The organism is Rhodobacter sp. SY28-1 (assembly GCF_005222785.1).
Taxonomy (GTDB): Bacteria; Pseudomonadota; Alphaproteobacteria; order Rhodobacterales; family Rhodobacteraceae; genus Tabrizicola.
In genome coordinates this window covers 854,934-878,443 of sequence record NZ_STGH01000002.1, presented here as the reverse complement: position 1 = coordinate 878,443, position 23,510 = coordinate 854,934, and the positions used below count along the sequence as shown (strand labels likewise).

Here is a 23,510-nt window from a genome sequence, read left to right as displayed (position 1 = left end):
ATGGGCCAGGCCTGCGGGGCGTTTCCCCGTCAGGCCCGCCATCGGGTTGAAGCCTAGAACGCCTCGGCAGGAAGTGCCATGACCGTCTCGGCTCCACTTTCGATCCGCGCAAGGTGCATGGAACAGGCAGGCAGCTGGCGGGCCATGTAGAAACGCCCGGTGGCGATCTTCGCCTCGAAGAAGTCGCGGTCCTGCGCGCCCGCATCCAGCGCCTCGTAGGCGGCCTTCGCCATCCGGGTCCACATCAGGCCCAGGCAGACATGGCCCATCATGTGCATGAAGTCATAGGACCCGGCCAGCGCCGCGTTGGGGTTCTTCATGCCGTTCTGCATGAAGAACATCCCCGCCTGCTGCAAGGCCTTGGACGCGGCCTTCAGCGGCTCGACAAAACCCTTCATCCGCTCGTCGCCGTCATGCGCCTTGCACTCGGCCTTCACCATCTCGAAGAACGCCATGACATGCTTGCCGCCGTCCGTGGCGAGCTTTCGGCCCACCAGATCCAGCGCCTGCACGCCGTTGGCACCTTCGTAGATCATCGCGATCCGGGCATCGCGGGCGAACTGCGACATGCCCCATTCCTCGATATAGCCGTGCCCGCCATAGACCTGCTGGGCCTGCACCGCCATCTCGAAGCCCTTGTCGGTCTGGAACCCCTTCAACACGGGGGTCAGCAGGCCCACCAGACCATCCGCCGCCGCATCGCCCTGATGCGCCCGGTCGATCAGCGTGGCCCCCCAGTAGGTCAGCGCGCGGGCGCCTTCGACAAAGCTCTTCTGCTCCATCAGGTTGCGACGGATGTCGGGGTGGACGATCAGCGGATCGGCGGGGCCGTTGGGGTTCTTCACCCCCGTCACGTCGCGACCCTGCAGCCGGTCCTTCGCATAGGCCAGCGAATTCTGATACGCCGCCTCGGCCACCGCATAGCCCTGCAGCGCCACGCCAAGCCGGGCCTCGTTCATCATCGTGAACATGGCCTTCATGCCCTTGTGCAGGTCCCCCAGCAGCCAGCCCGTCGCCCCGTCATAGTTCATCACGCAGGTCGCGTTGCCGTGGATGCCCATCTTCTCTTCGATCTTGCCCACGGACACCGCATTGCGGGCACCCAGCGAGCCATCCTCGTTCACCAGGAACTTGGGCACGATGAACAGGGAAATCCCCTTGGTCCCCTCACCGCCACCCGGGGCCTTGGCCAGCACCAGATGCACGATATTCGGGGCCATGTCGTGATCGCCGGCCGAGATGAAGATCTTCTGCCCGGTGATCCGGTAGGACCCGTCCGCCTGCGGTTCCGCCTTGGTGCGAAGAAGGCCAAGGTCCGTCCCGCAATGCGGCTCGGTCAGGTTCATCGTCCCGGTCCATTCGCCGGTGACCAGCTTCGGCAGCCATTTCTGCTTTTGCTCATCGGTCCCGTGGACCAGGATCGCCGAATAGGCACCGTGGGTCAGGCCCTGGTACATGTTGAAGGCCATGTTGGCCGATACGAAGGTCTCGTTCACCGCAGTGTGCATCAGGTAGGGCAGGCCCTGCCCGCCGTAATCCGGGTGCGCGTCCAGCGACATCCAGCCGCCTTCGGACAAAGTGCGGAACGCTTCCTTGAAGCCCTTCGGCGTGCGCACCACGCCGTTCTCCAGCACGCAGCCTTCCTTGTCGCCCGTGGCGTTCAGGGGGGTGAGAATGTCCTGAGCTACCTTGGCCGCCTCGTCGAAGACGGCTTCCGTGAAGCTGCGGTCAAGGTCGGAATAGCCGGGGATATCGGCCTCGCTGATCTTGAGCACATCGTGCAGCAGGAACTGCATGTCCTTCACGGGGGCGGTATAGCTGGGCATCTCTCACTCCTCTTCCCTGTCAATTGCCGCGCCGCATTGGGCGCGGGTCGTTCAGGCCGCGCGCTTGGGCACCAGGCCCTTGGCCTCGGCGTCCTGCAGTTCGGCCTTCAGCTCGGCGATGGCGACGTCCAGCTCACTGCGCTGGGCCTCCATCTCGGCCAGCCGCGTCATCGCCAGCTCATAGGCTTTCTGGCGCTGGGCGGTCAGCCCGCCATCGCGGTCGTAAAGGTCCAGCGTCTGCCGGATATCCTCCAGGCTGAAGCCAAAGCGCTTGCCGCGCAGGATCAGCGCCAGCCGCGCCCGGTCGCGCCGGGTGAACAGCCGCCGGGTCCCGATCCGGATCGGGGTCAGCAGCTCCTTGGCCTCATAGAACCGCAAGGTGCGCGGGGTCACGTCATAGGCCTCGCACATTTCGCGAATCGTCATCACGTCACTTGGTACTTGGGTTGTCATCGGTCGCACTCGTCATTTGGGAAGCATCAACTGGCCGGCAGATGCGAACCCATGCCGAAGATTACCAGAGCAGTTGACGTTAACGTCACTGTGACGTCACGTCAGACCCACGCCTGACGTGAAGTCACCGCGCGGCTGGCAGCTTTGGCGGGTGACGCAACGGCAAGGGCCGGGCTGTGCCGGCCCGGCCCTTTCGCATCGCATCAGCCCTGGATCACTGCAGGATCATGCCCTCGGGCCAGGTCAGCGTGTGTTCCAGAGTGATCGTCTCCTTGCCCCCGGCGGGCAGGTCGAACTCCCAGGCCAGGATGCCACGCTGGCCGTCGACATCGGTCTCTGTGGCTTCGGGGCTGGCCGAGACCTCGATCTCCAGATCGTCCTGCTCACTGTAGGGCACCTGGTCCAGGATGCGGACCGGCCAGGCCTCGGTCCCGGTATTCTCCACCGTGATGACCGCACTTTCGATCTGCTGGTTGGCCGTGGTGAACACCCCCGTCTCGCCCCCCGCCCGCTTCGGCATCTCGCGTTTGACGGTCAGCGTCTCGATGGCGCCGAAGCCCACATCCGTCTCCACCCCCGGCGCGATCACGTCCAGCCAGGTGGACCCGACAAGCACCCCCTCGCGGAACAGCATCGCTTGCCCGGGAAGCAGAGGTTCGTCGCTGGCATTGGTGAAGCTGGCGGTGACATAGGCGGTCTTGTCCAGACGCGGGACAGCGACGGCTTCCACCACGGGGGAGAACTCAAGGCTGTCCAGTGCCAGGCGCAGGTTCTCGGCCCCCGTCGCGACAGTGACCAGTTCCGGGTACTGGTAGACGACAGTGTCGCCCTCCATCGCGACCCCGGCAACGATGCTGGCAGGGGCCGCTTCCGCGACGGGTTCCTCCAGCATAGCCTTGTCGGATGCAGACATTGACTTCCGATACAGCTCCTCGGCATCCACTTCCGGCCCGATACTCCGCAGTTGCGGCCAAAGCTGTGACGGCGCGGCCTGTTCAGACGGGCGCGAGGAGGACAGCGTCAGCGCCACCCCGTCCCAATCCTCTCCCGTATACTGGGTGACCAGGACCGACCGGTTGAGGGTCAGCGTGTCACCATCCTTGCGGGTCAGGTTCAGGTCATAGACCGGCTGCCAGCTGGCATTGCCGACATATTGGGTGATCGTCACGGTTTCTTCCCCCGCCTCGGCGGCCGTCACCGCGACCGACAGCGCGGTGTACTCCATGTCTGCAGATGGCAGGGCATCATAGGCGGATTGCGCCTTGGCCAAGGCCTCCTGCGCCTCGGTCACCACCTTCTGCGCCGGGGGAAGCTCGGCCTTTGCGGCCAGCGCCACCTGCCGGGCGGCCAGAGTCTCGGCCCCGATCATCCCGGCCATCGCCTTGATCGTCTCCGGTGTCGCCCCATCCGGCAGCGCGCCACTGAACGACGACAGGAACCGCACCTGCGCCTCTGCTGCCTCGACCTTGGCGGTGACCGCCTCCAGCGCCAGCTGCGCCCGGTCGGCGGAGGCCTGTGCCGCCTCGACCGCGGCCTTGGCGGCGATCTGGTCCTCGGTCAACGGGTCTTCACGCGGGGGCAGCCGGTCGGCGCGCAGGGCGAAGGCGCCCACCTGCAACCCCTCGGACGGGGCAAGGCGGATCATCCCCGCGTCACTCTCCAGCGGCAGGTCGGTGACCAGAAGCTCATGCGCCCCCGCTGCAGGGGCTGTGAAGGTCACCTCCCGCGTCAGCTTCGCGCCATCGGGATAGACGGTGACGGCGGTGATCCGGCTGGTCGCCGCGATCGTGTCGGCGAAGGCGGGCAGGGCGGTGGTGGCAAGCAGGGCGGCAATCAGGGCGCGCATCGGCGGGGCCTTTCGGGTTGAGGTGGCGCGGCGAGGGTAGGCCCAGCGTGTCGCGTGCGGCAAGGCCGGGAAACCCGTCCCAAGGATTGCCGGGCGGACTGCGTCATGGGTTGGATCAGGGGCGCGCAAGCGCCCTGATGGCAAGACCGGGGAGGGGATGGCCGGGAAATCCGCTACCGAAGCGGCGCACGAGGTCGAGATAGGCTGGGCCGACCTGGCTGGATTTGGCGAGGGTCACGCCAGTCGCGAGGTCGGTCAGGACAAGCCCACCGCCAGACGGGGTAAAGCGAACCCCCCGTTCGCCAAGGGCGCGCTGCAAGTCCCCCCAGCTTTCCGAAACCGACAGCGCCTCCGCGACGAGGAGACGAAGTCGAACGAGGAGCCGCTCGTCGGAAACTTCGTTCCTCCTCGCTTTGCGGCTGTCCGCACGCTTCACTTCCAATCGTACCAGATCGCGCAACACCGCGCCGGGCGTCTCGTCCCGGCGCGGCACAGCGCCTCGAACCGCCGCTACAGCACATCGTCGCAATGAAAAAGGGTCTCGGCCATAGGCCAAGACCCTCCCGCATCAGGGTTAAGAAACCCTTAGCCCTTCTTCAGGACCTTCGACCCCAGCAGCTCGGCAATCTGCACCGCGTTCAGCGCCGCACCCTTGCGCAGGTTGTCTGACACGCACCACAGGTTCAGCCCGTTGTCGATGGTCGAATCCTGCCGCACGCGGCTGACGTAGGTCGCAAACTCGCCCACGCATTCGATCGGCGTGATGTAGCCACCGGGTTCCCGCTTGTCGACCAGCATCACCCCAGGCGCCTCGCGCAGGATGTCCTGGGCTTCCTGCCAGTCCAGGAACTCCTCGGTCTCGATGTTGATCGCCTCGGAATGGCCCACGAACACCGGCACCCGCACGCAGGTCGCCGTGACCTTGATCTTCGGGTCGAGAATCTTCTTCGTCTCGGCCACCATCTTCCATTCTTCCTTGGTCTCGCCCGAGTCCAGGAAGACGTCGATATGCGGGATCACGTTGAACGCGATCTGCTTCGAAAACTTCTTCGGCGGCACGTCGTCGGTGGGGTTGTAGACGGCCTTGGTCTGGTTCCAAAGCTCGTCCATCCCTTCCTTCCCGGCGCCCGAAACGGACTGGTAGGTCGACACCACGACGCGGGTGATCTTCGCCCGGTCATGCAGCGGCTTCAGCGCCACCACCATCTGCGCGGTCGAGCAGTTGGGGTTGGCGATGATGTTCTTGTTCTTGTAGCCGTGGATCGCGTCCGCGTTCACTTCCGGCACGATCAGCGGGATTTCCGGGTCGTAGCGGTAGAGGGACGAGTTGTCGATCACCACGCAGCCCGCAGCAGCGGCCTTGGGGGCATAGATCTTGGTCGCCTCCGACCCCACGGCGAAGAGCGCAATGTCCCAGCCGGTGAAGTCGAAAGTGTCCAGGTCCTTGGTCTTCAAAGTCTTGTCGCCAAAGCTGACTTCAGTGCCCAGAGATTTGCGCGACGCCAGCGCGACGATCTCATCGACCGGGAACTCGCGCTCGGCGAGGATGTTCAGCATTTCGCGGCCCACGTTGCCCGTGGCACCCGCGACGACGACCTTGTAGCCCATCGGGGTTCTCCTTTGTCCGTCCCAAAGGTGGGACGGGCGGCTGTTAGCCTAAGGCCGGTTCCGGGAAAAGCGGATTCGACCGGCAGGCTTCAGTCCGTCCGGTCCTGTGACAGAAGATAGACTGCAAGGCCGATGGCGGTGGTGACCGCAAAGAAAAGGAACACCGCCTGAAACGGCGCGGCGGGCACAGCGGCATCGGTCGCGGCATGGATGCGCCCGGTCAGGATCTGCGCGATCCCGATGGGTGCGATGCCGAACAGGTTCAGAAGCGTCACTCCCCGCCCCATCAGATGCGGCGGAAAGAAGGCCCGGCCATGCGCGATGACCATCGGAAAGCTCGCGCCAAAGAACCCGGCCGCGATCAGAAGCGCCGTGGCAATCCAGACGGGGGCGGCGGCGAACCACCATAGTCCGAACAGGCAGACCAGCGTCACCGCGTTGCCGCCGAAGATCACCCACTTCCGGGTGCCAAGCCAGCGATCCATCGGCCCATAGGCGAAGTTGCCCGCGACCATCGCAAGGCCGATCCAAAGGCCGACCCGCCCGATCTCCAGAGGGTCGGCGCCGTGGACATCGGCGAAGTATGGCCCGACCCACAGCCCCCGCAGCCCCGCAATCGGCGTGTAGCAGACCACCATCATCGCCAGGATCGGCCAGATCGCCGGAATGCGCAAAAGGTCCAGCAGCGATCCGCCCCGCGCTGTCTCCAGCCGTTCCGGGTCGCGCACCAGGACCAGGATCGCCAGCGCCACCGCTCCGGTGATCGCCGCCAACCCCATGACCGTCTCGCGCCAGCCAAAGGCCTCGACCGCAGCCGACAGGGGCAACGAGGACGCCACGTTCCCCAGCGACCCCACGCCGATGGTGATCCCCGCCAGCGTCCCGAACACGGCGGGGGAAAACTGGCGTGCGAAGATGAAATAGCTCGCCATCAGCACTGGCGCACAGCCGACCCCGATCAGCGCCATTGCCAGCTTGATCTGGAAGGCATCCGTGGCCTGCGAGAACAGAAGAGCCCCTGCCGCACCGATCGCCATAAGGACGCCCGAGGTCAGCCGCGGGCCGATCCGGTCCAGGCTGGACCCGATGGGCAGTTGCATTGCGGCGAAGGCCAGGAACCACCAGCCCGAGGCCGAGGCAAGGTCAGCGGCCGACACCCCGAGATCGGCCTTCAGCACGGGCGACAGCACGGCCAGGAAGGCACGGTAGAACTGGCTGAGGACATAGGCCAGGATCAGGGCGGCAATGCCGATGCGCATGGATGGTGCCTCTTGGTGGATCGGCCGCTTGTGGCAAGCCGTAGCGGCAGACGCAAGGCATCTTGCCTAAAAAATGGACGATCGGACCGGATCGCCGGGCTTGCACCGATCTGCCCTCCGGCGTCAGATGCGGCCATTCCCTGCGGAGGTTTCGATGCGCCTTTCCCTCGTCCCCTTGCTTCTTCTCGCGGCACCCGCCCTCGCCAACGACGGCTTCGGTGGCCTCTCCGCCACCGGCCTGACCTTCGACCAGACCGAGGCGGTGGCGATGGAGGAGGAGAAGCTTTTCCTCAGCATCGACACCGTCGCCGTCGATTACGTATTCCGCAACCTCACCGACAAGGACGTGACCGGCGAAGTGATCTTCCCCCTGCCGCCCGTGGGCGTCTGGTCGGGATACGAATCCATGATGAACCTGCCCGAAGACCTGACGCAGGAAGACCTCGTGGGCTTCACCGCCACGGTCGACGGCCAGCCGGTCACGGTGAAGATCGACCGCATCGCCGTGGTCGAGGAAGGCTTTGACGAGGATAACCCGCCCTCCAGGCAATACGACAATCCCGGTCGCGACGTGACTGCCGACCTTGAACGCCTCGGCATCCCACTGACGCTGGACTACATGGCCGTGCGCGAGGTCCTCCTGTCCTTCCCCGACGAAAAGCGCCAGGAAGTCGTGGCACTGGGGCTGGGGGAATACTACGAAGGCGACCCGGCGCAGAACGTGCCACCGGATGTCTGGGGAACCTGGGCCATCGTCACCCGCTATCACTGGACGCAGACCTTTCCGGCCGGAAAGCCGCTTGCGGTCAGCCACAGCTACACCAACCGCCCGCCGGGGGGCCTGTTCTACTGGTCCGACCCGCCCGAGGACTACCAGACCTATCTCCGGGATCAGTACTGCATCGACGAAGGCACCTCGAAGGCGCTGGCAAAGACGCTGAGGAACCCCGAGGGCGACGAGTTCGGCAACTATGGCACCGCCTGGAACCTGTCCTACGTCCTGCGCACCGCGAACAGCTGGGCCGGGCCCATCGGCAAGTTCACCCTGACGCTGGACAAGGGCGATCCGAAGAACGTCATCTCGCTGTGCGCCGAGGGCGTGAAGAAGACCGGCCCGACCACCTTTGTCATCGAAAAGACCGACTACACCCCGGACCGAGACCTTGAGGTGCTGATCGTTCAGCCGATGTCCCAGGAGTAGGGCTGCTCGTCGCGCGCTTCGCTTCTCCTCGCTCGCGCCGCCCCGCGACGAGAAGCCGAAGGCGAACGAGGATCCTGCCCCTCAGGCAGCCTGTCCGACGGGCATCACCCTTTCCCGGATCGGCAAGTGCACCAGCGCAGAAAACGCGCCCACGCCGACGCCGATCCACCAGACCAACGTATAGTCGCCGTTCAGGTCATACATCTTGCCGCCCAGCCAGACGCCCAGGAACCCGCCGATCTGGTGGCTCAGGAACACGACGCCGTACAGCGTGCCCATGTAGCGGATGCCGTAGATATGGGCGACGAGGCCAGAGGTCAGCGGGACCGTGGCCAGCCAAAGCGAGCCCATGATTGCCGAGAAGACCAGCACGCTGACTGGCGTGATCGGCAAAAGGATGAACAAAGCCGCCGCGATGGTGCGCCCGACATAGATCCCGAACAGCAGGTATTTCTTCGTGTACCGCTTGCCCAGATAGCCCGCCGTCAGCGTCCCCGCGATGTTGAACAGCCCGATCACCGCAATCGACACCGCCCCCAGCGCCGAAGTCGTGGTGACGCCGATGTTCGACAGCATGCTCCCCGCGTCGATGGGCGAACACAGCTCGGTCACGAAGGCCGGGAAATGCGCGGTGATGAAGGCCAGCTGATAGCCGCAGGAAAAGAACCCCAGGAAAATCAGCGTATAGGACGGGTCCTTGAAGGCGCGGACCAGCACGGTCCCCAGGCTTTCCTCCAGCTCTTGCTTCGAGGCCAGCTGCGGGCTCCGCAGGAAGGGCAGGGCCGCCAGCGTGGTCAGGATCACCACCGCGAAGATCATGAATACAGTCTGCCAGCTGTAGCTCTGCAACAGCCACTCCGCCGTCGGCGCGCCGAAGACCTGACCCGCCGACCCCGCCGCCGTCGCGATCCCCAAGGCCATCGACCGGTTCTCGGCACTCGCCGCACGGCCGACGATGGCCAGGATCACCCCGAATCCGGTCCCCGCAATGCCGAACCCCACCAGGATCGCCAGCAGCTGATGCTGCCCCGGCGTCACGGCATAGGCGGACAACACCAGCCCCAGCGCATACATCAGCGCCCCCAGGATGATCGCCTTGCGGTCGCCGAACCGTTCCGCCATCGCCCCGAACAAGGGCTGCCCGATCCCCCAGGCCAGGTTCTGGATCGCGATCGCCAGGGAAAAGTCCGCGCGCAGCCAGCCGAATTCCGACGCGATCGGGATCTGGAACACCCCGAAACTGGCCCGGATCGCGAACGAGATCATCAGGACCGCACAGCCAGCAATCAGGACGGGGGTGATCAGGGGGGCTTTTGCAGACTGCATCTCGCGCGCCTTAACAGGGTCAGGCGTGGAACCTGCGCCTGCACCCGTGCAGCGTCAACTGCGAACTTGTGACGGTTACACTCCGCCCGTCCCCTGCCTTTCCAATGGCTGCCAAAGCGGCAACCGCGCGACATCGGCCCACAGAAATTGCCCGAAACCCCAATGGAAACCGCTTTGGACTTCCTCTGCGCATGAACCCCGGATATGCCTCGGACAAGTGGGCTGAGGAGGTCTCGATGTCGGACTGGTGGAAAGGTGCAGTGACCTATCAGGTCTATCCCCGGTCGTTCCAGGATTCGAACGGCGACGGGGTCGGCGACCTCCCCGGCATCACCCTGCGCCTGCCGCATCTGGCGGCCCTTGGCGTGGATGCCATCTGGCTGTCGCCCTTCTTCAAAAGCCCGATGAAGGACATGGGCTATGACGTCAGCGACTATTGCGATGTCGATCCGGTCTTCGGCACGCTGGCAGACTTCGACACCATGGTCGCTCGCGCGCATGAGCTGGGGCTGAAGGTCATCATCGACCAGGTCCTCAACCACACCTCGGACCAGCACCCGTTCTTCACCGAAAGCCGCAAGGACCGCGAGAATCCCAAGGCTGACTGGTATGTCTGGGTCGACCCGCGCCACGACGGCACCCCACCCTGCAACTGGCTGTCGGTCTTTGGCGGGCCAGCCTGGCAATGGGATGCCCGGCGCAAGCAGTACTACCTGCACAATTTCCTGACCGCGCAGCCCGACCTGAACTACCACAACCCCGCCGTCCAGGACTGGGCGCTGGAGGCGATGCGCTTCTGGCTGGACCGCGGCGTCGACGGCTTCCGCTTCGACACCGTGAACTACTTCTTCCACGATCCGCTGTACCGCGACGACCCGGCCGACTTCCGGGTGAAGAAGGAACCCGAGGGCAACCCCTATGGGATGCAGTACCACCTGTTTTCCAAGAACCAGCCCGAGAACCTGCCCTGGATGGAACGCATCCGCGTCCTTCTTGACGAATACGGCGCAGCCTCCGTGGGCGAGATGGGCGAGGCCCACCACGCGATCCGCATGATGGGCGAATACACCGCGCCGGGGCGGCTGCATCAGTGCTATTCGTTTGAGCTGATGGGCTACGAATACGACGCCACCTTCTTCCGCGAGAAGGTCGAAGGCTTCTTCAAGGGCGCGCCCGACGGCTGGCCGATGTGGGCGTTTTCCAACCACGACGTCGTCCGCCACGCCACCCGCTGGGCCGAACATGGCAACAGCGTCGAGGATGTGGCAAAGCAGGCAGGGTCGCTCCTTCTGGCGTTCGAGGGCTCCGTCTGCCTCTGGCAGGGCGAGGAACTGGGCCAAACCGACACGCCCCTCGATCTGGAGGAACTGACCGATCCGCAGGGCATCAACTTCTGGCCGGAACCCATTGGCCGCGACAACACCCGCACGCCGATGGTCTGGGATGCCTCTCCCCACGCGGGGTTCTCGACGGTGAAACCCTGGCTGCCGGTCAAGGCCGAACAGGCCGCCCGGCATGTTGCAGGCCAGGAGGGCGCCCAGGGCTCGGTGCTGGAACACTACCGCGCGGCCCTGGCGTTCCGGAAAGGCTCCGCCACGCTGCAGGCGGGCAAGACCCGCTTCCTCGACCTGGGCGAGCCGGTGCTGGGATTCATCCGCGGGGAAGGCGACGGGGCACTTCTCTGCCTCTTCAACCTCTCGCCCGTGGCGCTGTCAGTCACGGTGTCAGGAGTCGATGCGCCGACCGGCCCGTCCCTGCATGCCGTGCTGCAAGGCGACCGGCTGACCCTTGGCCCCAATGCGGCGGCTTTTCTGCCCGTCACCGGAACGGTAACAGTTCAGGACTGACGGCACGGCCGAAATCTCTCGCCGAAAAATTTCGGCCGCCCGTGTCTCAGAGCTGGCTCCACAACACTCCAGCCGGAGGGATCGTGACCCCGCCCCATTCCGCCGGAACCGGGTTGTAATTGAACAGGAACCGGTGCGTGGCGGTATCCCGCCGCCGCAGGCCCTCGGGCAGCGGATCGGTCTCGATGCCTTCCGCAGCACAGGCGCGCTGCAGGATCCGCGTCAGGGCCTGATCGTCCGGCCAGCCACCAAGGTAATGAAGCTTCCCGGCACAGACCAGCGCCGGCCAGCCGTCTTCGGCCACTTCAACCACCTCTGCCCCGCCCTCCAGCTTCTCGCGCCAGTTCACCAGCGCGCCGCCCTGCGCCAGCGGCACCGGCACGTCCGGCGGCAGGCTTTCCACCCGCGCGATCATCGCATCCAGCCCCGGCAGGGCAGGGGGCAGGGGCACCGGGATCGAGAAGTTCAGGGTCTTCGAATTCGTCCGCGGCCCCAGGATCGCCGTGCCGCTGAACCCAGCCAACGCCGATTTGAGCGCATCGGACAGAGTGAACAGCCCCGGTGCCAGCAACAGCTTGTAGCCCGTCAGGTCCGCCACATCGGGGCGCACGATGTCCACGTTCAACCCCAGCCGACGAAGGCCCTTGTAGATGTGGAACACCAGCCAGAAATACTGGAAGCTCCGCCCCTGCGGCTGGATGTCCCAGGCCCAGTCGGACGCATAGTCAAAGACCAGAGCCACGTCCGCCTTGCCGGTCCCGGCCTCCGGCGGCATCGCCGCCAGCTCCTGCGCCACCTGCTCGGCCTCGCTGAAGGCCTGGGCCGGGGCGCTGTCGGGCCGCAGAAGCCCCGCATGCATCTGCTCCTGCGCAAAGGGCGCCTGCCTCCAGCGGAAGTAGCACACGGCCTCGGCCCCATGCGCAAAGGCCTCCCAGGCCCAAAGCCGCGCCATGCCGGGCAGCGGATCGGGGTTGTAGGGCGCCCAGTTCACCGGGCCCGGCTGCTGCTCCATGATCCACCAGCGCCCCCGGCCCACGGCACGGTAGAGGTCATGGTGGAAGGCCTGAAAATCCGGATCCCCCTGCCGCACAAAGCGCCGCTTGTGTTCCGCGTCCGCCGGGATGCGGTCGGACAGGAAGCCCAACGGGTAGCTGTCCCAAGACGCGATATCCAGGTCCGCGCCCACATCCCAATGGTCGAACTCAGTAACCGCCCCCATGAAGTTGTGCGCCACCGGGGCGGCGGAGTGCTTGCGGATGATGTCAACCTGCAGCTTGTTGAAGGCGCGCACCTCGTCGCTGGCAAAGCGGCGGAAGTCCATCACATGGCTCGGGTTCGGCTCGGTCACCGTCAGGTTCGGCAAGCCGATCTCGCGGAAGTCGCGGTATTCCATCGACCAGAACACATTGCCCCAGGCCCGGTTCAGCGCATCCGGCGACTGGTACTTCTGCGCCAGCCAGTCCTGGAACGCCGCCTTCGCGGCCTCCGAATAGCTGAGGGTGGTCGCGTGGCAGGCATATTCGTTGTCGGTCTGCCAGGCCGCGACATGGGGGTTCTTCCCATAGCGTTCCGCCATCAGGCCGACGATCCTCGCGCATTCCGCCCGATAGCCCCGGTGCGAGAAATCATAATGCCGGCGCGAGCCGAACCCGCGGACCCGCCCTTCAGCATCGACCGCCAGCATGTCGGGATGCCTGTCGACCATCCACCGCGGCGGGGTTGCCGTGGGCGTCCCCAACACGACCTTCAGCCCCCGCGCGCCCAGCGTGGCGATCGCCCTGTCCAGCCAGTCCCAGTCGTACCGCCCCGGCTCGGGCTCCATCCGGCTCCAGGCGAACTCACCGATCCTCACCCAAGTCAGACCCAGCCGCGCCATCCGGGCCGCATCCTCGGCCCATTGCGCCTCGGGCCAGTGTTCGGGGTAGTAGCAGACGCCAAGCGTGCGTTTCATAGGATGACCTGCGGTTCGGGAAGCCCCTGGGCGACGCCTTCAAAGGCAAAGACCTGACCCGAGGCCGGATGCTTCGCCCGCGCCTCGGCGTCCATGTGTTCAAGGGCGGTGGTGACGAAAAGCGTTTTCAGAGCGGCCCCGCCAAAGGCCGGACACGAGGACTGCGGCGCGCCGGGGGTTTCTACCGCTTGCAAGAAGGCCCCGTCCGGCCCGTAACAGGCCACGCGCCCCTCGCCCCACTGCGCGTTCCAGAACCGCCCCGCGGCGTCGATCACCGCGCCGTCCGGGTTCAGCCCGGACCGGGCAAAGTCGTGCCAGACCACCGGTTCGCCCTTCGGCCAGCCCGCAGCATCCAGCGCGACCTTCATCACCTTGCCTTCGGCCGTGTCCGAAAAATGCGCCGCCGTCCCATCGGGGGTGAAACAGATCGAGTTCGGGATCGTGATCCCCGGGAACAGCTGCCGCACTTCCCTGCGATGCCAGCGCCAGATCGCGCCAACGCCTTTCTCGGCCCGTCTCCCCATCGTCCCGAACCAGAACCCGCCCTGCCGGTCCGCGCGGCCATCGTTCGACCGGGTCGCCGGGCTGCCGACGCTGGCGACAGGCTGGCGCTCGCCGGTCACCAGATCGAACCGGAACAACCCGGCCTCACTGGCGATCAGAAGCTCATCCGCACTGATCCACCCGGCGGCAGAGACCATCTCGGGAAAGGTCCAGGACCGGGCCTGCGAATGCAGGGTCCGGTTCAGGATGTCGAACCAGAACAGTTCTTGCCGGACGGGGTGCCAAAGGGCGCCCTCGCCCAGTTCGCAGCGACGCGCATCGAAGATCATGCGAACACCTCGTCGTAAGCCGCCACGATCGCCTCCGCGCGGCTGGCAATGTCCGCAGTGGACAGACCCGGCACATAAAGCGCCGTGCCAATGCCAAAGCCCTGCGCCCCGGCCTTCGCCCAATCGGCAAAGTTCGCCGGCCCCGCCCCGCCCACGGCATAGACCGGCAGATCCTTCGGCAATACCGCGCGGATCGCCTTCAGCCCCTCCGGCCCGATCAGGCTGCCCGGGAACAGCTTCAGCCCCGTCGCCCCCGCCTTGATCGCCGCGAAACACTCCGTCGGCGTCATCACCCCCGGCCAGGACGCCATCCCCGCCGCCACCGTCGCCCGGATCACCTCGACATCGGCATTGGGCGACACCACCAGCGTCCCTCCCGCCGCCTTCACGCGGGCGACCTCCTCGACTGTCAGCACCGTCCCCGCCCCGATCTCGGCCTCTGGCACCGCAGCGACCATGGCCGCAATCGACTCAAACGGCGACGGCGAGTTCAACGGCACCTCGATCCGGGTGATCCCCGCCACGACCAGAGCCTTGGCAGCAGCAGCGGCTTCGGGCGGTGTGATCCCGCGCAGGATGGCAATCAGATTCCGGTGTGTCATCTGGTGGTCTCGGTCTGGGGTGAAAGCGAGGCAAGGCCCGCAAGGGTGCAGTCAGTGGCCGACAGGCGTTTCGCCTCGATCCCCTGCAACGCCAGCGCGCGGGCATAGGCAGCCGACAGCTTCTCGGCCCCGATCAGCGTCACACGCTGACCCAGCCAATAGGGCCTTGCTGCCGCCAGTTCGGTGCCGATCAGAAGGCCCGACAACCGCGCCCGCGCCGCCGCCGCCGACAGCCCGGCGATCAGCCCCTCGGCCCGCAGCGAAAACAGGCGCGCGCCCAGTTTTTCCGGCTTCGACAGCGCATCCGAAACCGCCGCGTCAAACGCCGCCTCATCCCAGCCCGTTGCGCCCTGCATCCCGTGCCGCAGGACCGACGCCTCGGACAACAGCGCGAACATCTCGCCGGTCATGAAGGTCTGGAAGCTGACCACCTCGCCCGCGCTGATATGGACCCATTTCGAATGCGTCCCCGGCAAGCACAGAACCCCGTCATAGCCCGGCATCTTCTGCAGCGCGCCCGCGATCTGCGTCTCTTCCCCCCGCATCACGTCCGCCGGACTCGCCTGCTTCAGCCCCGGCGCAATCGACACCCGCAGCCGCGGATCATTCGTCGGCACCTGCACCAGCCCGGCCCGATCGACCGGCGAACACGGCACCGCCCGATAGGGCGCCTCGCACCAGCCCTGCCGACTGCCGACCATGCCACAGGCTACCACTGGCGCCCCGTTGCCCAGCCAGCCCCCGATCAGCCGCACCAGCGCAGGCTCGAACCCCTCGCGCGTCAGCTTGCCCATGCCGTCGTCCGACGCGGCCTCGGCCAGAACGCGGCCATCTGCCCCCATCGCCCAGGCGCGGAGGTTCGACGTGCCCCAGTCGACGGCAATCCAGGCGGGCGCAACTTCGTTCATGACGAGATATACCCTCCATCCAGAACCAGCGTCTGCGACGTCATCATGCGTGAGGCATCGGAGGCCAGGAACAGCACCGTCCCGGCCATGTCCTCTGGCTGGATTTCATCCGGGATGCACTGCCGCGCCAGATGCGCCGCCAGGCTTTCCGGCGTGACCCACATTTCCTTCTGCTTCGCCGTCAGCACCCATCCCGGCGCCACCGCGTTGACGCGGATGTGGTCAGGCCCGAACTCGCGCGCCAGCGTCCGCGTCATCCCGACGATCCCGGCATTCGCGGTGATGTAGGCGGCATAGCCCTTGTCGGCCATCATGAAGCTGATCGAGGAAAAGTTGATGATCGACCCGCCGCCTGCGGCCTTCATCCCCGGGATGACCGACTGGCAGGCAAAGAAATACGACCGCAGGTTCACCGCCATCGACCAGTCCCAGAAGGTCTCGTCGGTCTGCAGAGTCTCGTGCCGCTTGTCGTTGGCGGCGTTGTTCACCAGCACGGTGATCGGCCCATGCACCTTGGCCGCCGTCGAAAGGGTCAGCTGCAACTGGTCGGTAACCGAGATGTCGCACGGCAGGAACAGCGGCCGGTTGCCCGTGGCCTGTTCCATCTCGTCACAGAACGCCGTGGCGTCCGACCTTTGGCAGAAGGCGACCTTCGCCCCTTGGCGCAGGAAGGCCTCGGTCAATGCCGCGCCGATGCCCGACCCGCCGCCCGTGACAAAGACCGACTGGCCCTTGAGATCGTCAAATACCACGCTCATGCCTATCGCCTTTCAAGCTGCCTTGCGTGTTCTTACCCGGCTGTCCTTGCGGTCGCCATAGCAGGCAGACGGAAGGGCCGTCGCCTTCACTTGACCGCCCCAAGCGTCAGGCCTGCGATGAAATGCTTCTGCATCAGGAAGAACATCGCCACCGGCGGCAAGGCCGCAAGGATAGACCCGGCGCTGACCAGATGCCACTGGGCGATCCACTGGCCGTTCAGCGACGACAGACCGGCGGTGATCGGCTGGCTGTCAACGCCTTGGGTCAGCACCGTGGCCCAGAAGAAATCGTTCCATATGAAGGTGAAGACCAGCACCGACAGCGCCGCGATGGCCGGGCGCATCAAGGGCAGGACTATATACCAGAAGATCCGCCATTCGCTGACGCCCTCCACCCGCGCGGCCTCGATCAGCTCGAACGGCAGGGCCTTGATGAAGTTCCGCATGAAGAGGGTGCAGAACCCGGTCTGGAACGCGATGTGAAAGAGGGCCAACCCATACCAGGTGTCGTACATTCCCAGCTGCAGCGTCATGTCGCGGACCGGGACCATCAGGATCTGGAACGGCACGAAGTTGCCCGCCACGAACATGAAGAACACCAGGATATTCGCCCGGAACCCGTAGACAGCCAGCGCGAACCCCGTCATCAGCGACAGGCTGACTGCGCCGATCACCGTCGGGATCGTCACCCAAAGCGAGTTCACCATGTACTGCCCGATGGGCGTTTCGGTGAAGATGAACTTGTAGTTCTCCCACGCAATGCCCGACGGCATCCCAAAGTAGTTCCCTTGCGCCAGGTCCGAGGCCGGGCGCAGGGAGGTGAGCGCCACGCCAAGCAGCGGGAACAGCCAGATCAGGAGTGCGACCGGCAGCGCAATGGTGTAGACCCACTGCGCGGCGGTTGAGGATTTCTGGATCGGACGCGGAAACATCTCAGCGCTCCTTCTCGTCGCGCCACATCTTCCAGATGAAGCCCGAAATGAAAACCATCATGATCAGGAACAGGACCACCGCAATCGCCGCGCCATAGCCCATACGGAACCCGTATTCGCCAAGCGCCATCTCGAACATGTAGTAGGACAGCACCCGCGACGACCCGAACGGCCCGCCGTTCGTCATGATCGACACCAGGTCAAACGACCGCAGCGCCCCGATCACGGTGACGATGACCGCGATGAACGTGGCCGGGCGCAGCTGCGGCAGCACCACATACCACAGCATCCGCCAGCCCTTGGCGCCGTCCAGCCGCGCCGCCTCGATCTGGTCGGGGGCGACGTTGTTCAGGCCGGTCAGGTAGAGGATCATCACATAGGCAATCTGCGGCCAGAGGCCCGCCGCGATGATGCCGTAGGTCACAAGGTCCGGGTCGGCGAGGATGGCAGTGCCCTGGCCGAAGGCGTTTTCGGTCAACAAGTACAAAAGCCCGAAGTTCGGCGCATAGAACCAGGCGAAGATCAGGCCGACGACGACCTGGCTGATAACGAAGGGGAAGAAGAACAAGGACTTGTACAGCCGGATGCCCCTGACCGTCTGGTTCAGGAAGATCGCGATGAACAGCCCGATCGGCAGCGCCAGCATATACAGGACCAGCCATTTCAGGTTGTTCCACAGGCTCGTCTCGAACGCCGGGTCCGTCATCAGTTCGGAGTAGTTCCCCATGCCGACAAAGCGGCCGGTGAACTCGCCATCCTTGTTGTAAAGGCCGTCCCAGTCGTAGAAGGACAGCGTCACGCTCTCCACGATGGGCCACAGCACATAGACCCCGAACATCAAAAGCCCGGGGGCCAGGAACAGCCACGGAGCCACGCTCCTCTGGGTCCAGCGCCGCGGTGTCGAAGCTGCCTCAGCCATGTCTCCCCCCCCCCGGAAAACGAAAAGGCGCCCCCCGTGAGGGGAGCGCCCGTTAGCCTAGATCACTGCGGATACAGCCGCGTGCGGGCCGCTTCCAGACGCTCCAGGATCGCGTCGCGCTGCTCCGGCTGCACCAGGAACTGCTGGAAGCCTTCCATGCCGACCTTGGCATATTCGGCATCCGCGTCGCGGTCCCAGAACTGGGCGATGCCGCCCGTCGCGGTGGACAGCGCCTGGAAGCCCGCGGTCAGGAACGGGTCGGCCGGATCGACCGTCGCGTTCTTGTTCGTCGGCAGCTGACCCACCGCCGCGTTCCACTTGGACTGCGCTTCGGCGCTGGCCACATAGGCCAGGAACGTCTTCGCATCCTCGGGGTTCTTCGCGCCCGAGGTCAGGTGGATCGTGTCGGTCGGCGCTTCTTCGGCCCGGGCGATGCCCGCGGTGATCTCCGGGAACACCATGAAGCCCAGGTTGTCGTTCGTCATCCCGCCTTCCTTGAAGACGCCGACGGCGAAGTTGCCCATTACGTAGTTCGCAGCCTTGCCTTGCACGAGGAGAGCCGCCGCATCCTGCCAGTCGATCGCGGCATGGTTCGCCGTGACGTAAGGCTGCAGCTTGCCCAGGTTGTCGAACACCGCCGCCACTTCCGGCGAGGTCCACGAGACCTTGCCAGCCGCCAGATCGCTGTGGAACTGGTAGCCGTTGGTGCGCATCGACACATAGTCGAAGATGCCTGCCACCGGCCACAGCGCCGACGAACCCGTCGTCACGCAGTCGATGTTCGCGGCCTTGAACTTCTCGCAGTTGGCCAGGAACTGATCCCAGGTCACGCCTTCCGGCCCCGGAACATCCACGCCCGCCGCCTTGTAGGCGTCGCGGTTATAATAGATGCCCCACTGATAGTAGGTATAGGGGACCGCATACTGCTTGCCGTCGATGGTCGACGACAGCACCGACGACGCCAGCGAGTCCATCAGCCCGTTGTTCGCCCAGACGTCCGAGATGTCGGCGAACAGGCCCGCCTCGACGAAGGGACGCATCCGGTTCGCGGCATACCAGTTGGCCAGGTCCGGCGGGTCCGCGGTCAGGAAGTTGCGGATCGCGTTCTTGTAGGCCTCGTGGTCGAAGTTGGTCAGAACCACATCGATCTCGGGGTTCGCGGCCTCGAAATCGGCGATCAGGGCCTCGGCGGCGGCCAGCGGAATCGGGTCATAGTCCGCGTTCCAGGTGACGACGCGCTTGTCCTGCGCGAAGGCCGATGTGGACAGCATGAGTGCTGCCCCGAGCGCGACTGCGCCCGTCAGTTTGTGAACCATGGTTTCCTCCCTTTGGTTTCACTATTTGAAACTTAGTCTTGAATATTGAAAACTATGTCGGCTATCGTCTATCCTGTCAACAACGACGTTCCGGGGAGGGGACGATGGGCGCGGAGGGGCACGCAGACGGAACCGTCGGCAAGGCGCTGGACGTCTTGGACATGGTGGCCAGCCATGGCCACCCCGTGCGCTTCTCCGATCTCCTGGCTGAAGCGGACTATCCCAAGGCCACGCTCTACCGGCTTTTGCAGACCCTGACGCATCAGGGGATGCTGGCTTTGGACCCCGATACCGGCACCTACGCCCTGGGCGTCCGCCTCGTTCGGCTCGCCCATGCTGCTTGGTCTCAGTCCTCGCTCGCTCCCATCGCGCGGCCCTATCTTGATGAACTCGCTGCAAAAACCGGCGAGACGATCCACCTCGCGCAGATGGACCTCGGCCAGGTTCTCTACGTCGATAAACGCAACGCTGCCCGGCCGGTGGAGATGTTCGCCCAGGCCGGTAAGGTCGGCCCTGCCTATTGCACCGGGGTCGGCAAGGCGATGCTCGCCTACTTGCCTGCGGAGGCGCTGGAGGCCGCCCTTGCCCGCCAGTCCTTCCACCGCTTCACCCCCCATACGCTCGCCAGCCGCGCGGCGCTCTTGGAGGAGCTACAGGCGATTCGGCAGCGCGGCCACGCTTGGGATCGGGAGGAGCATGAGGCGGGGATCATCTGCTGCGCCGTCCCGATTCTCTCGCGTCAGGGGCGGGTGATGGGGGCGCTTTCGGTCACCTCGACCACGGCACGCACGACATTGGAGGAGCTCGGGGCGCAGGCCCCGATGATCAAGGACATCGCGGCGAAGATCGCTGCGGAAGCGGAAAGCTGGCGCTTTCCGGAACAGGTTTAACCGGGGGGAGGAAACCCATGACGGGAGTGACGCTGGAAAAAGTCGTCAAGCGCTTTGGCGATGTGCAGGTGATCCATGGGGTCGACCTGACTGTGGACGATGGCGAGTTTTGCGTCTTCGTCGGCCCCTCGGGCTGCGGGAAATCGACCCTGCTGCGAATGATCGCGGGGTTGGAGGAAACCAGTTCCGGCGCCATCCGCATCGGCGCGCGGGACGTGACCTACATCGACCCCTCGGAACGCGGCGTGGCCATGGTCTTCCAGACCTACGCCTTGTATCCCCACATGACGGTCGCCGAAAACATGGGCTTCGGCCTGAAGATGACCGGCCATCCCAAGGCCGAGATCGACCGCAAGGTCGCCGAGGCCGCCCGCATCCTGAAGCTGGAGCCGCTCCTCGACCGCAAGCCCAAGGCCTTGTCCGGCGGCCAGCGCCAACGCGTCGCCATCGGCCGCGCCATCGTCCGGGGGCCAGAGGTGTTCCTGTTCGACGAACCCCTCTCCAACCTCGACGCCGAACTGCGCGTTGAAATGCGCGTCGAAATCGCCCGCCTTCACCGCGAGATCGGCGCCACGATGATCTACGTCACCCATGACCAGGTCGAGGCGATGACTTTGGCCGACAAGATCGTGGTGCTGCGGTCGGGCCGCATCGAGCAGGTGGGAAAGCCCCTCGACCTCTACAATAACCCCGACAACCGGTTCGTCGCGGGCTTCATCGGTTCGCCTTCGATGAACTTCGTCTCCGGCGTGGTCGAGAGCGGTTCGGTGGCGACAAAGGGCCTCGCCGGATCGGTCATAACTTCGGTCGGCCTCCCAGCCTCGGGTGCCGAAGTGACGGTCGGCCTCAGGCCCCAGCACCTGAAGATCGGCCCGGGTGACACGCACCGGGTGGAACTGACCGAGGCGCTGGGCGGCGTCTCCTACGTCCACCTCACCGCGCCGTCGGGCGAAAAGCTGATCGTCGAACGCCACGACCAGGTCAGCCTGGAGCCTGGCGCAAAGGTCGGTGTCAGCTTCGACGCGCGGGACGCGATGCTGTTTGACAAGGATGGGCTGCGGCTGCGCTAAGAACGCCGCTCGTCGTCGCCTTCGGCGCTCCTCGCTAGGTCACCCGCGAGGAGAAGCCAAAGGCGCACGACGAGCGCGCAATGCGCATCTGAAGGATGAAGTGCCATGACCAGTGATAGCGGACCTGCCAAAGGCAAGAAGCGCAAGCCCGCCAGCGTCCGGGGCCTGGAAGAGTTGGGTCGGGAACGCCTGTCGCGCCATTTCTTCATGCGCGACTTTCTCTACTCCGAAATCGGCAACTTCCACGGCATCCAGAATATTCCCGACGATGTGAACCTCGCCCTTCATGTCGGAAGAAGGCTGGCGAGCGACCTTCTGGAACCTCTGGTCGAGACGTTCGGCCCCATCGCGGTCCGATCAGCCTATCGCTCTCCCGCAGTAAACGGCTTCGGTGCAGCGCAAGGTCTCGGCTGCGCCTCGAACGAAGCCAACCGCGCGGCTCATATCTGGGACCAGCGCGATGCCGAGGGCCGCTGCGGTGCCTGCGCATCCGTCGTCATCCCCTGGTTCGCCGATCAGTATGAAAGGGGACGCGACTGGCAGGACCTTGCCTGGTGGCTGTACGACCACCTCGATTTCCACGCAGTAACCTTCTTCCCGAAACGGGCGGCATTCAACCTGACCTGGCGCGAGGCTCCCGAACGGTCGATTTCCTCCTGGATCGGCTCGGTCAGGACTGTCATTCGTCCAGGAGAGTTGCCACCATCCGAAGCCGACCGCTTCAATCGCTATCGGACCTTCCCGCCGTTCCGGGGCATCGTCTACCCCGCGTAGCCAAACGCCTGGGGCCAAGCTTTCGTTGGGGCGCGGCGACAAAAGCCAAGCGACGAGAAGCCGAAGGCGAACGAGGAGCCACGGGTTAAGGAATCCTGAACGCCCAAAGCCAACCCCTTGATCCCAAAGGATCGGCAATTCCGTCCACGCAGGTCAGGCCTAGTGCCCCGCCAGGAACTTCTCCGCATCCAGCGCCGCCATGCACCCCATCCCGGCGCTGGTCACCGCCTGCCGGTAGATGTGGTCCGTCAGGTCCCCCGCCGCGAAGACCCCCGGGATCGCCGTCCGGGTCGACCCCGGCTCCACCACCACATACCCCCCCGAATGCAGCGGCAGCTGGTCTTTCACCAGCTCCGACGCCGGGGCGTGCCCGATCGCCACGAAGAACCCGTCGCAAGGGATCACGCCCTCCGCCCCGGTCTTCACGTTCTGGACCCGCACCCCGGTCACGCCAAGCGGGGCTTCGGTCCCCAGGATCTCGGTCACCGCGGTATCCCAGACGACCTCGATCTTCGGGTTCTTGAACAGGCGGTCCTGCATGATCTTCTCGGCCCGGAAACTGTCCCGCCGATGAACCACCGTCACCTTCGAGGCGAAGTTGGTCAGGAACAGCGCCTCTTCGACCGCCGTATTCCCGCCCCCGATCACCACGACCTCTTTCCCGCGATAGAAGAACCCGTCACAAGTGGCACAGGCCGAAACGCCGAACCCCTTGAACTTCTCCTCCGACTGCAGCCCCAGCCACTTCGCCTGCGCCCCCGTCGCCAGGATCACCGCATCCGCCGTGAAGGTCGTCCCGCTGTCCGCCTGCGCCGTGAAGGGCCGCTTCGACAGGTCCAGGCTGGTGATATAGTCCGAGATCACCTCAGCCCCCATCGCCTTGGCGTGTTCTTCCATCCGCACCATCAGGTCAGGCCCCTGCACCGAATGGTCGCCGGGCCAGTTCTCGACCTCGGTCGTGATGGTCAGCTGCCCCCCGGGCTGCAACCCCTGCACTAGGATCGGGTTCAGCATTGCGCGGGCCGAATAGACTGCGGCGGTATAGCCCGCCGGGCCGGAGCCGATGATCAGAACCTTGGTATGCCGCGTGTCGCCCATGATGTCCCTCGTATGCCGGACCCCGATATAGCCATGCGAGCCGGGGCCGGAAAGCCCCCGCATACCGGCCATACACCGGCTGCAATGACCATC

21 protein-coding genes are annotated in these 23,510 nt (G+C 65.3%); 5 read left to right on the top strand and 16 right to left on the bottom strand.

All coding sequences use genetic code 11. From position 1 onward, the window contains the following. Nucleotides 1-53 precede the first annotated feature (53 nt). The 6 genes from E8M84_RS13390 to E8M84_RS13365 form a co-directional block, all read right to left on the bottom strand. Nucleotides 54-1,826, bottom strand: a complete 1,773-nt coding sequence (locus tag E8M84_RS13390) for an acyl-CoA dehydrogenase C-terminal domain-containing protein (protein WP_137111667.1) — start codon at nucleotides 1,824-1,826, stop codon at nucleotides 54-56. Between the two features lie 51 nt (nucleotides 1,827-1,877). Beyond that, nucleotides 1,878-2,252, bottom strand: coding sequence for a MerR family DNA-binding transcriptional regulator (locus E8M84_RS13385; RefSeq protein WP_240790376.1), 375 nt, complete (start codon nucleotides 2,250-2,252; stop codon nucleotides 1,878-1,880). A gap of 241 nt (nucleotides 2,253-2,493) precedes the next feature. Beyond that, the gene (locus tag E8M84_RS13380) at nucleotides 2,494-4,125 is read right to left on the bottom strand and encodes a DUF4139 domain-containing protein (protein WP_137111665.1); all 1,632 of its coding nucleotides are present in this window, start codon (nucleotides 4,123-4,125) and stop codon (nucleotides 2,494-2,496) included. Nucleotides 4,126-4,240: 115 nt separating this feature from the next. After that, entirely contained in the window at nucleotides 4,241-4,618 is a 378-nt protein-coding gene (locus tag E8M84_RS13375; RefSeq protein WP_137111664.1) for a hypothetical protein, read from the bottom strand. 92 nt (nucleotides 4,619-4,710) lie between these two features. Then, the gene (locus E8M84_RS13370; RefSeq protein ID WP_137111663.1) at nucleotides 4,711-5,733 is read right to left on the bottom strand and encodes an aspartate-semialdehyde dehydrogenase; all 1,023 of its coding nucleotides are present in this window, start codon (nucleotides 5,731-5,733) and stop codon (nucleotides 4,711-4,713) included. Nucleotides 5,734-5,822: 89 nt separating this feature from the next. After that, nucleotides 5,823-6,992, bottom strand: coding sequence for an MFS transporter (locus tag E8M84_RS13365; RefSeq protein WP_137111662.1), 1,170 nt, complete (start codon nucleotides 6,990-6,992; stop codon nucleotides 5,823-5,825). Between the two features lie 154 nt (nucleotides 6,993-7,146). Between E8M84_RS13365 and E8M84_RS13360 the strand changes: the two genes are divergently transcribed. Further along, nucleotides 7,147-8,193 carry a DUF4424 family protein gene (locus tag E8M84_RS13360; RefSeq protein ID WP_170971931.1) on the top strand — a complete coding sequence of 349 codons (1,047 nt, stop codon included), beginning with the start codon at nucleotides 7,147-7,149 and terminating at the stop codon, nucleotides 8,191-8,193. An 81-nt stretch (nucleotides 8,194-8,274) separates the two neighbouring features. On the opposite strand, the gene E8M84_RS13355 is transcribed toward E8M84_RS13360, so the two are convergent. Then, on the bottom strand, nucleotides 8,275-9,519 hold the full coding sequence (locus E8M84_RS13355; RefSeq protein ID WP_137111660.1) for an MFS transporter: 1,245 nt from the start codon (nucleotides 9,517-9,519) through the stop codon (nucleotides 8,275-8,277). Nucleotides 9,520-9,755: 236 nt separating this feature from the next. On the opposite strand from E8M84_RS13355, the gene E8M84_RS13350 reads away from it, so the two are divergent. Beyond that, nucleotides 9,756-11,366 (top strand): alpha-amylase family glycosyl hydrolase, encoded by a 1,611-nt coding sequence (locus E8M84_RS13350; protein WP_137111863.1) that lies wholly within the window; start codon nucleotides 9,756-9,758, stop codon nucleotides 11,364-11,366. A gap of 46 nt (nucleotides 11,367-11,412) precedes the next feature. Here E8M84_RS13350 and E8M84_RS13345 read toward each other — a convergent pair whose 3' ends face one another. The 8 genes from E8M84_RS13345 to E8M84_RS13310 all read right to left on the bottom strand — a co-directional run bounded on the left by E8M84_RS13345 (nucleotide 11,413) and on the right by E8M84_RS13310 (nucleotide 19,585). Beyond that, nucleotides 11,413-13,317 carry a beta-galactosidase gene (locus E8M84_RS13345; protein WP_137111659.1) on the bottom strand — a complete coding sequence of 635 codons (1,905 nt, stop codon included), beginning with the start codon at nucleotides 13,315-13,317 and terminating at the stop codon, nucleotides 11,413-11,415. Then, the gene (locus E8M84_RS13340) at nucleotides 13,314-14,150 is read right to left on the bottom strand and encodes an SMP-30/gluconolactonase/LRE family protein (RefSeq protein WP_137111658.1); all 837 of its coding nucleotides are present in this window, start codon (nucleotides 14,148-14,150) and stop codon (nucleotides 13,314-13,316) included. Before E8M84_RS13340 ends, E8M84_RS13345 begins: the two co-directional genes overlap by 4 nt. Next, nucleotides 14,147-14,752, bottom strand: a complete 606-nt coding sequence (locus tag E8M84_RS13335; RefSeq protein ID WP_137111657.1) for a 2-dehydro-3-deoxy-6-phosphogalactonate aldolase — start codon at nucleotides 14,750-14,752, stop codon at nucleotides 14,147-14,149. The genes E8M84_RS13340 and E8M84_RS13335 overlap by 4 nt, the downstream gene beginning before the upstream one ends. Next, nucleotides 14,749-15,660: a 2-dehydro-3-deoxygalactonokinase gene (locus tag E8M84_RS13330; protein ID WP_137111656.1), complete on the bottom strand. Its 912-nt coding sequence runs from the start codon at nucleotides 15,658-15,660 to the stop codon at nucleotides 14,749-14,751. Before E8M84_RS13330 ends, E8M84_RS13335 begins: the two co-directional genes overlap by 4 nt. After that, entirely contained in the window at nucleotides 15,657-16,418 is a 762-nt protein-coding gene (locus E8M84_RS13325) for an SDR family NAD(P)-dependent oxidoreductase (protein WP_137111655.1), read from the bottom strand. Before E8M84_RS13325 ends, E8M84_RS13330 begins: the two co-directional genes overlap by 4 nt. An 86-nt stretch (nucleotides 16,419-16,504) precedes the next feature. Next, nucleotides 16,505-17,350, bottom strand: coding sequence for a carbohydrate ABC transporter permease (locus E8M84_RS13320; RefSeq protein WP_137111654.1), 846 nt, complete (start codon nucleotides 17,348-17,350; stop codon nucleotides 16,505-16,507). Nucleotide 17,351: 1 nt separating this feature from the next. Beyond that, nucleotides 17,352-18,269 carry a carbohydrate ABC transporter permease gene (locus E8M84_RS13315; protein WP_137111653.1) on the bottom strand — a complete coding sequence of 306 codons (918 nt, stop codon included), beginning with the start codon at nucleotides 18,267-18,269 and terminating at the stop codon, nucleotides 17,352-17,354. Between the two features lie 62 nt (nucleotides 18,270-18,331). After that, on the bottom strand, nucleotides 18,332-19,585 hold the full coding sequence (locus E8M84_RS13310; protein ID WP_137111652.1) for an ABC transporter substrate-binding protein: 1,254 nt from the start codon (nucleotides 19,583-19,585) through the stop codon (nucleotides 18,332-18,334). A 104-nt stretch (nucleotides 19,586-19,689) separates the two neighbouring features. Here E8M84_RS13310 and E8M84_RS13305 point away from each other — a divergent pair, with 104 nt between their 5' ends. The 3 genes from E8M84_RS13305 to E8M84_RS13295 all read left to right on the top strand — a co-directional run bounded on the left by E8M84_RS13305 (nucleotide 19,690) and on the right by E8M84_RS13295 (nucleotide 22,319). Next, nucleotides 19,690-20,475: an IclR family transcriptional regulator gene (locus E8M84_RS13305; RefSeq protein ID WP_137111651.1), complete on the top strand. Its 786-nt coding sequence runs from the start codon at nucleotides 19,690-19,692 to the stop codon at nucleotides 20,473-20,475. Nucleotides 20,476-20,492: 17 nt separating this feature from the next. After that, nucleotides 20,493-21,545 carry an ABC transporter ATP-binding protein gene (locus E8M84_RS13300; RefSeq protein WP_137111650.1) on the top strand — a complete coding sequence of 351 codons (1,053 nt, stop codon included), beginning with the start codon at nucleotides 20,493-20,495 and terminating at the stop codon, nucleotides 21,543-21,545. A 105-nt stretch (nucleotides 21,546-21,650) separates the two neighbouring features. Continuing rightward, nucleotides 21,651-22,319 carry a hypothetical protein gene (locus E8M84_RS13295; protein ID WP_137111649.1) on the top strand — a complete coding sequence of 223 codons (669 nt, stop codon included), beginning with the start codon at nucleotides 21,651-21,653 and terminating at the stop codon, nucleotides 22,317-22,319. Nucleotides 22,320-22,478: 159 nt separating this feature from the next. Here the strand turns inward: E8M84_RS13295 and trxB are convergent, their stop codons facing one another. Continuing rightward, entirely contained in the window at nucleotides 22,479-23,417 is a 939-nt protein-coding gene (trxB, locus tag E8M84_RS13290) for a thioredoxin-disulfide reductase (protein ID WP_137111648.1), read from the bottom strand. Nucleotides 23,418-23,510: the final 93 nt, after the last annotated feature.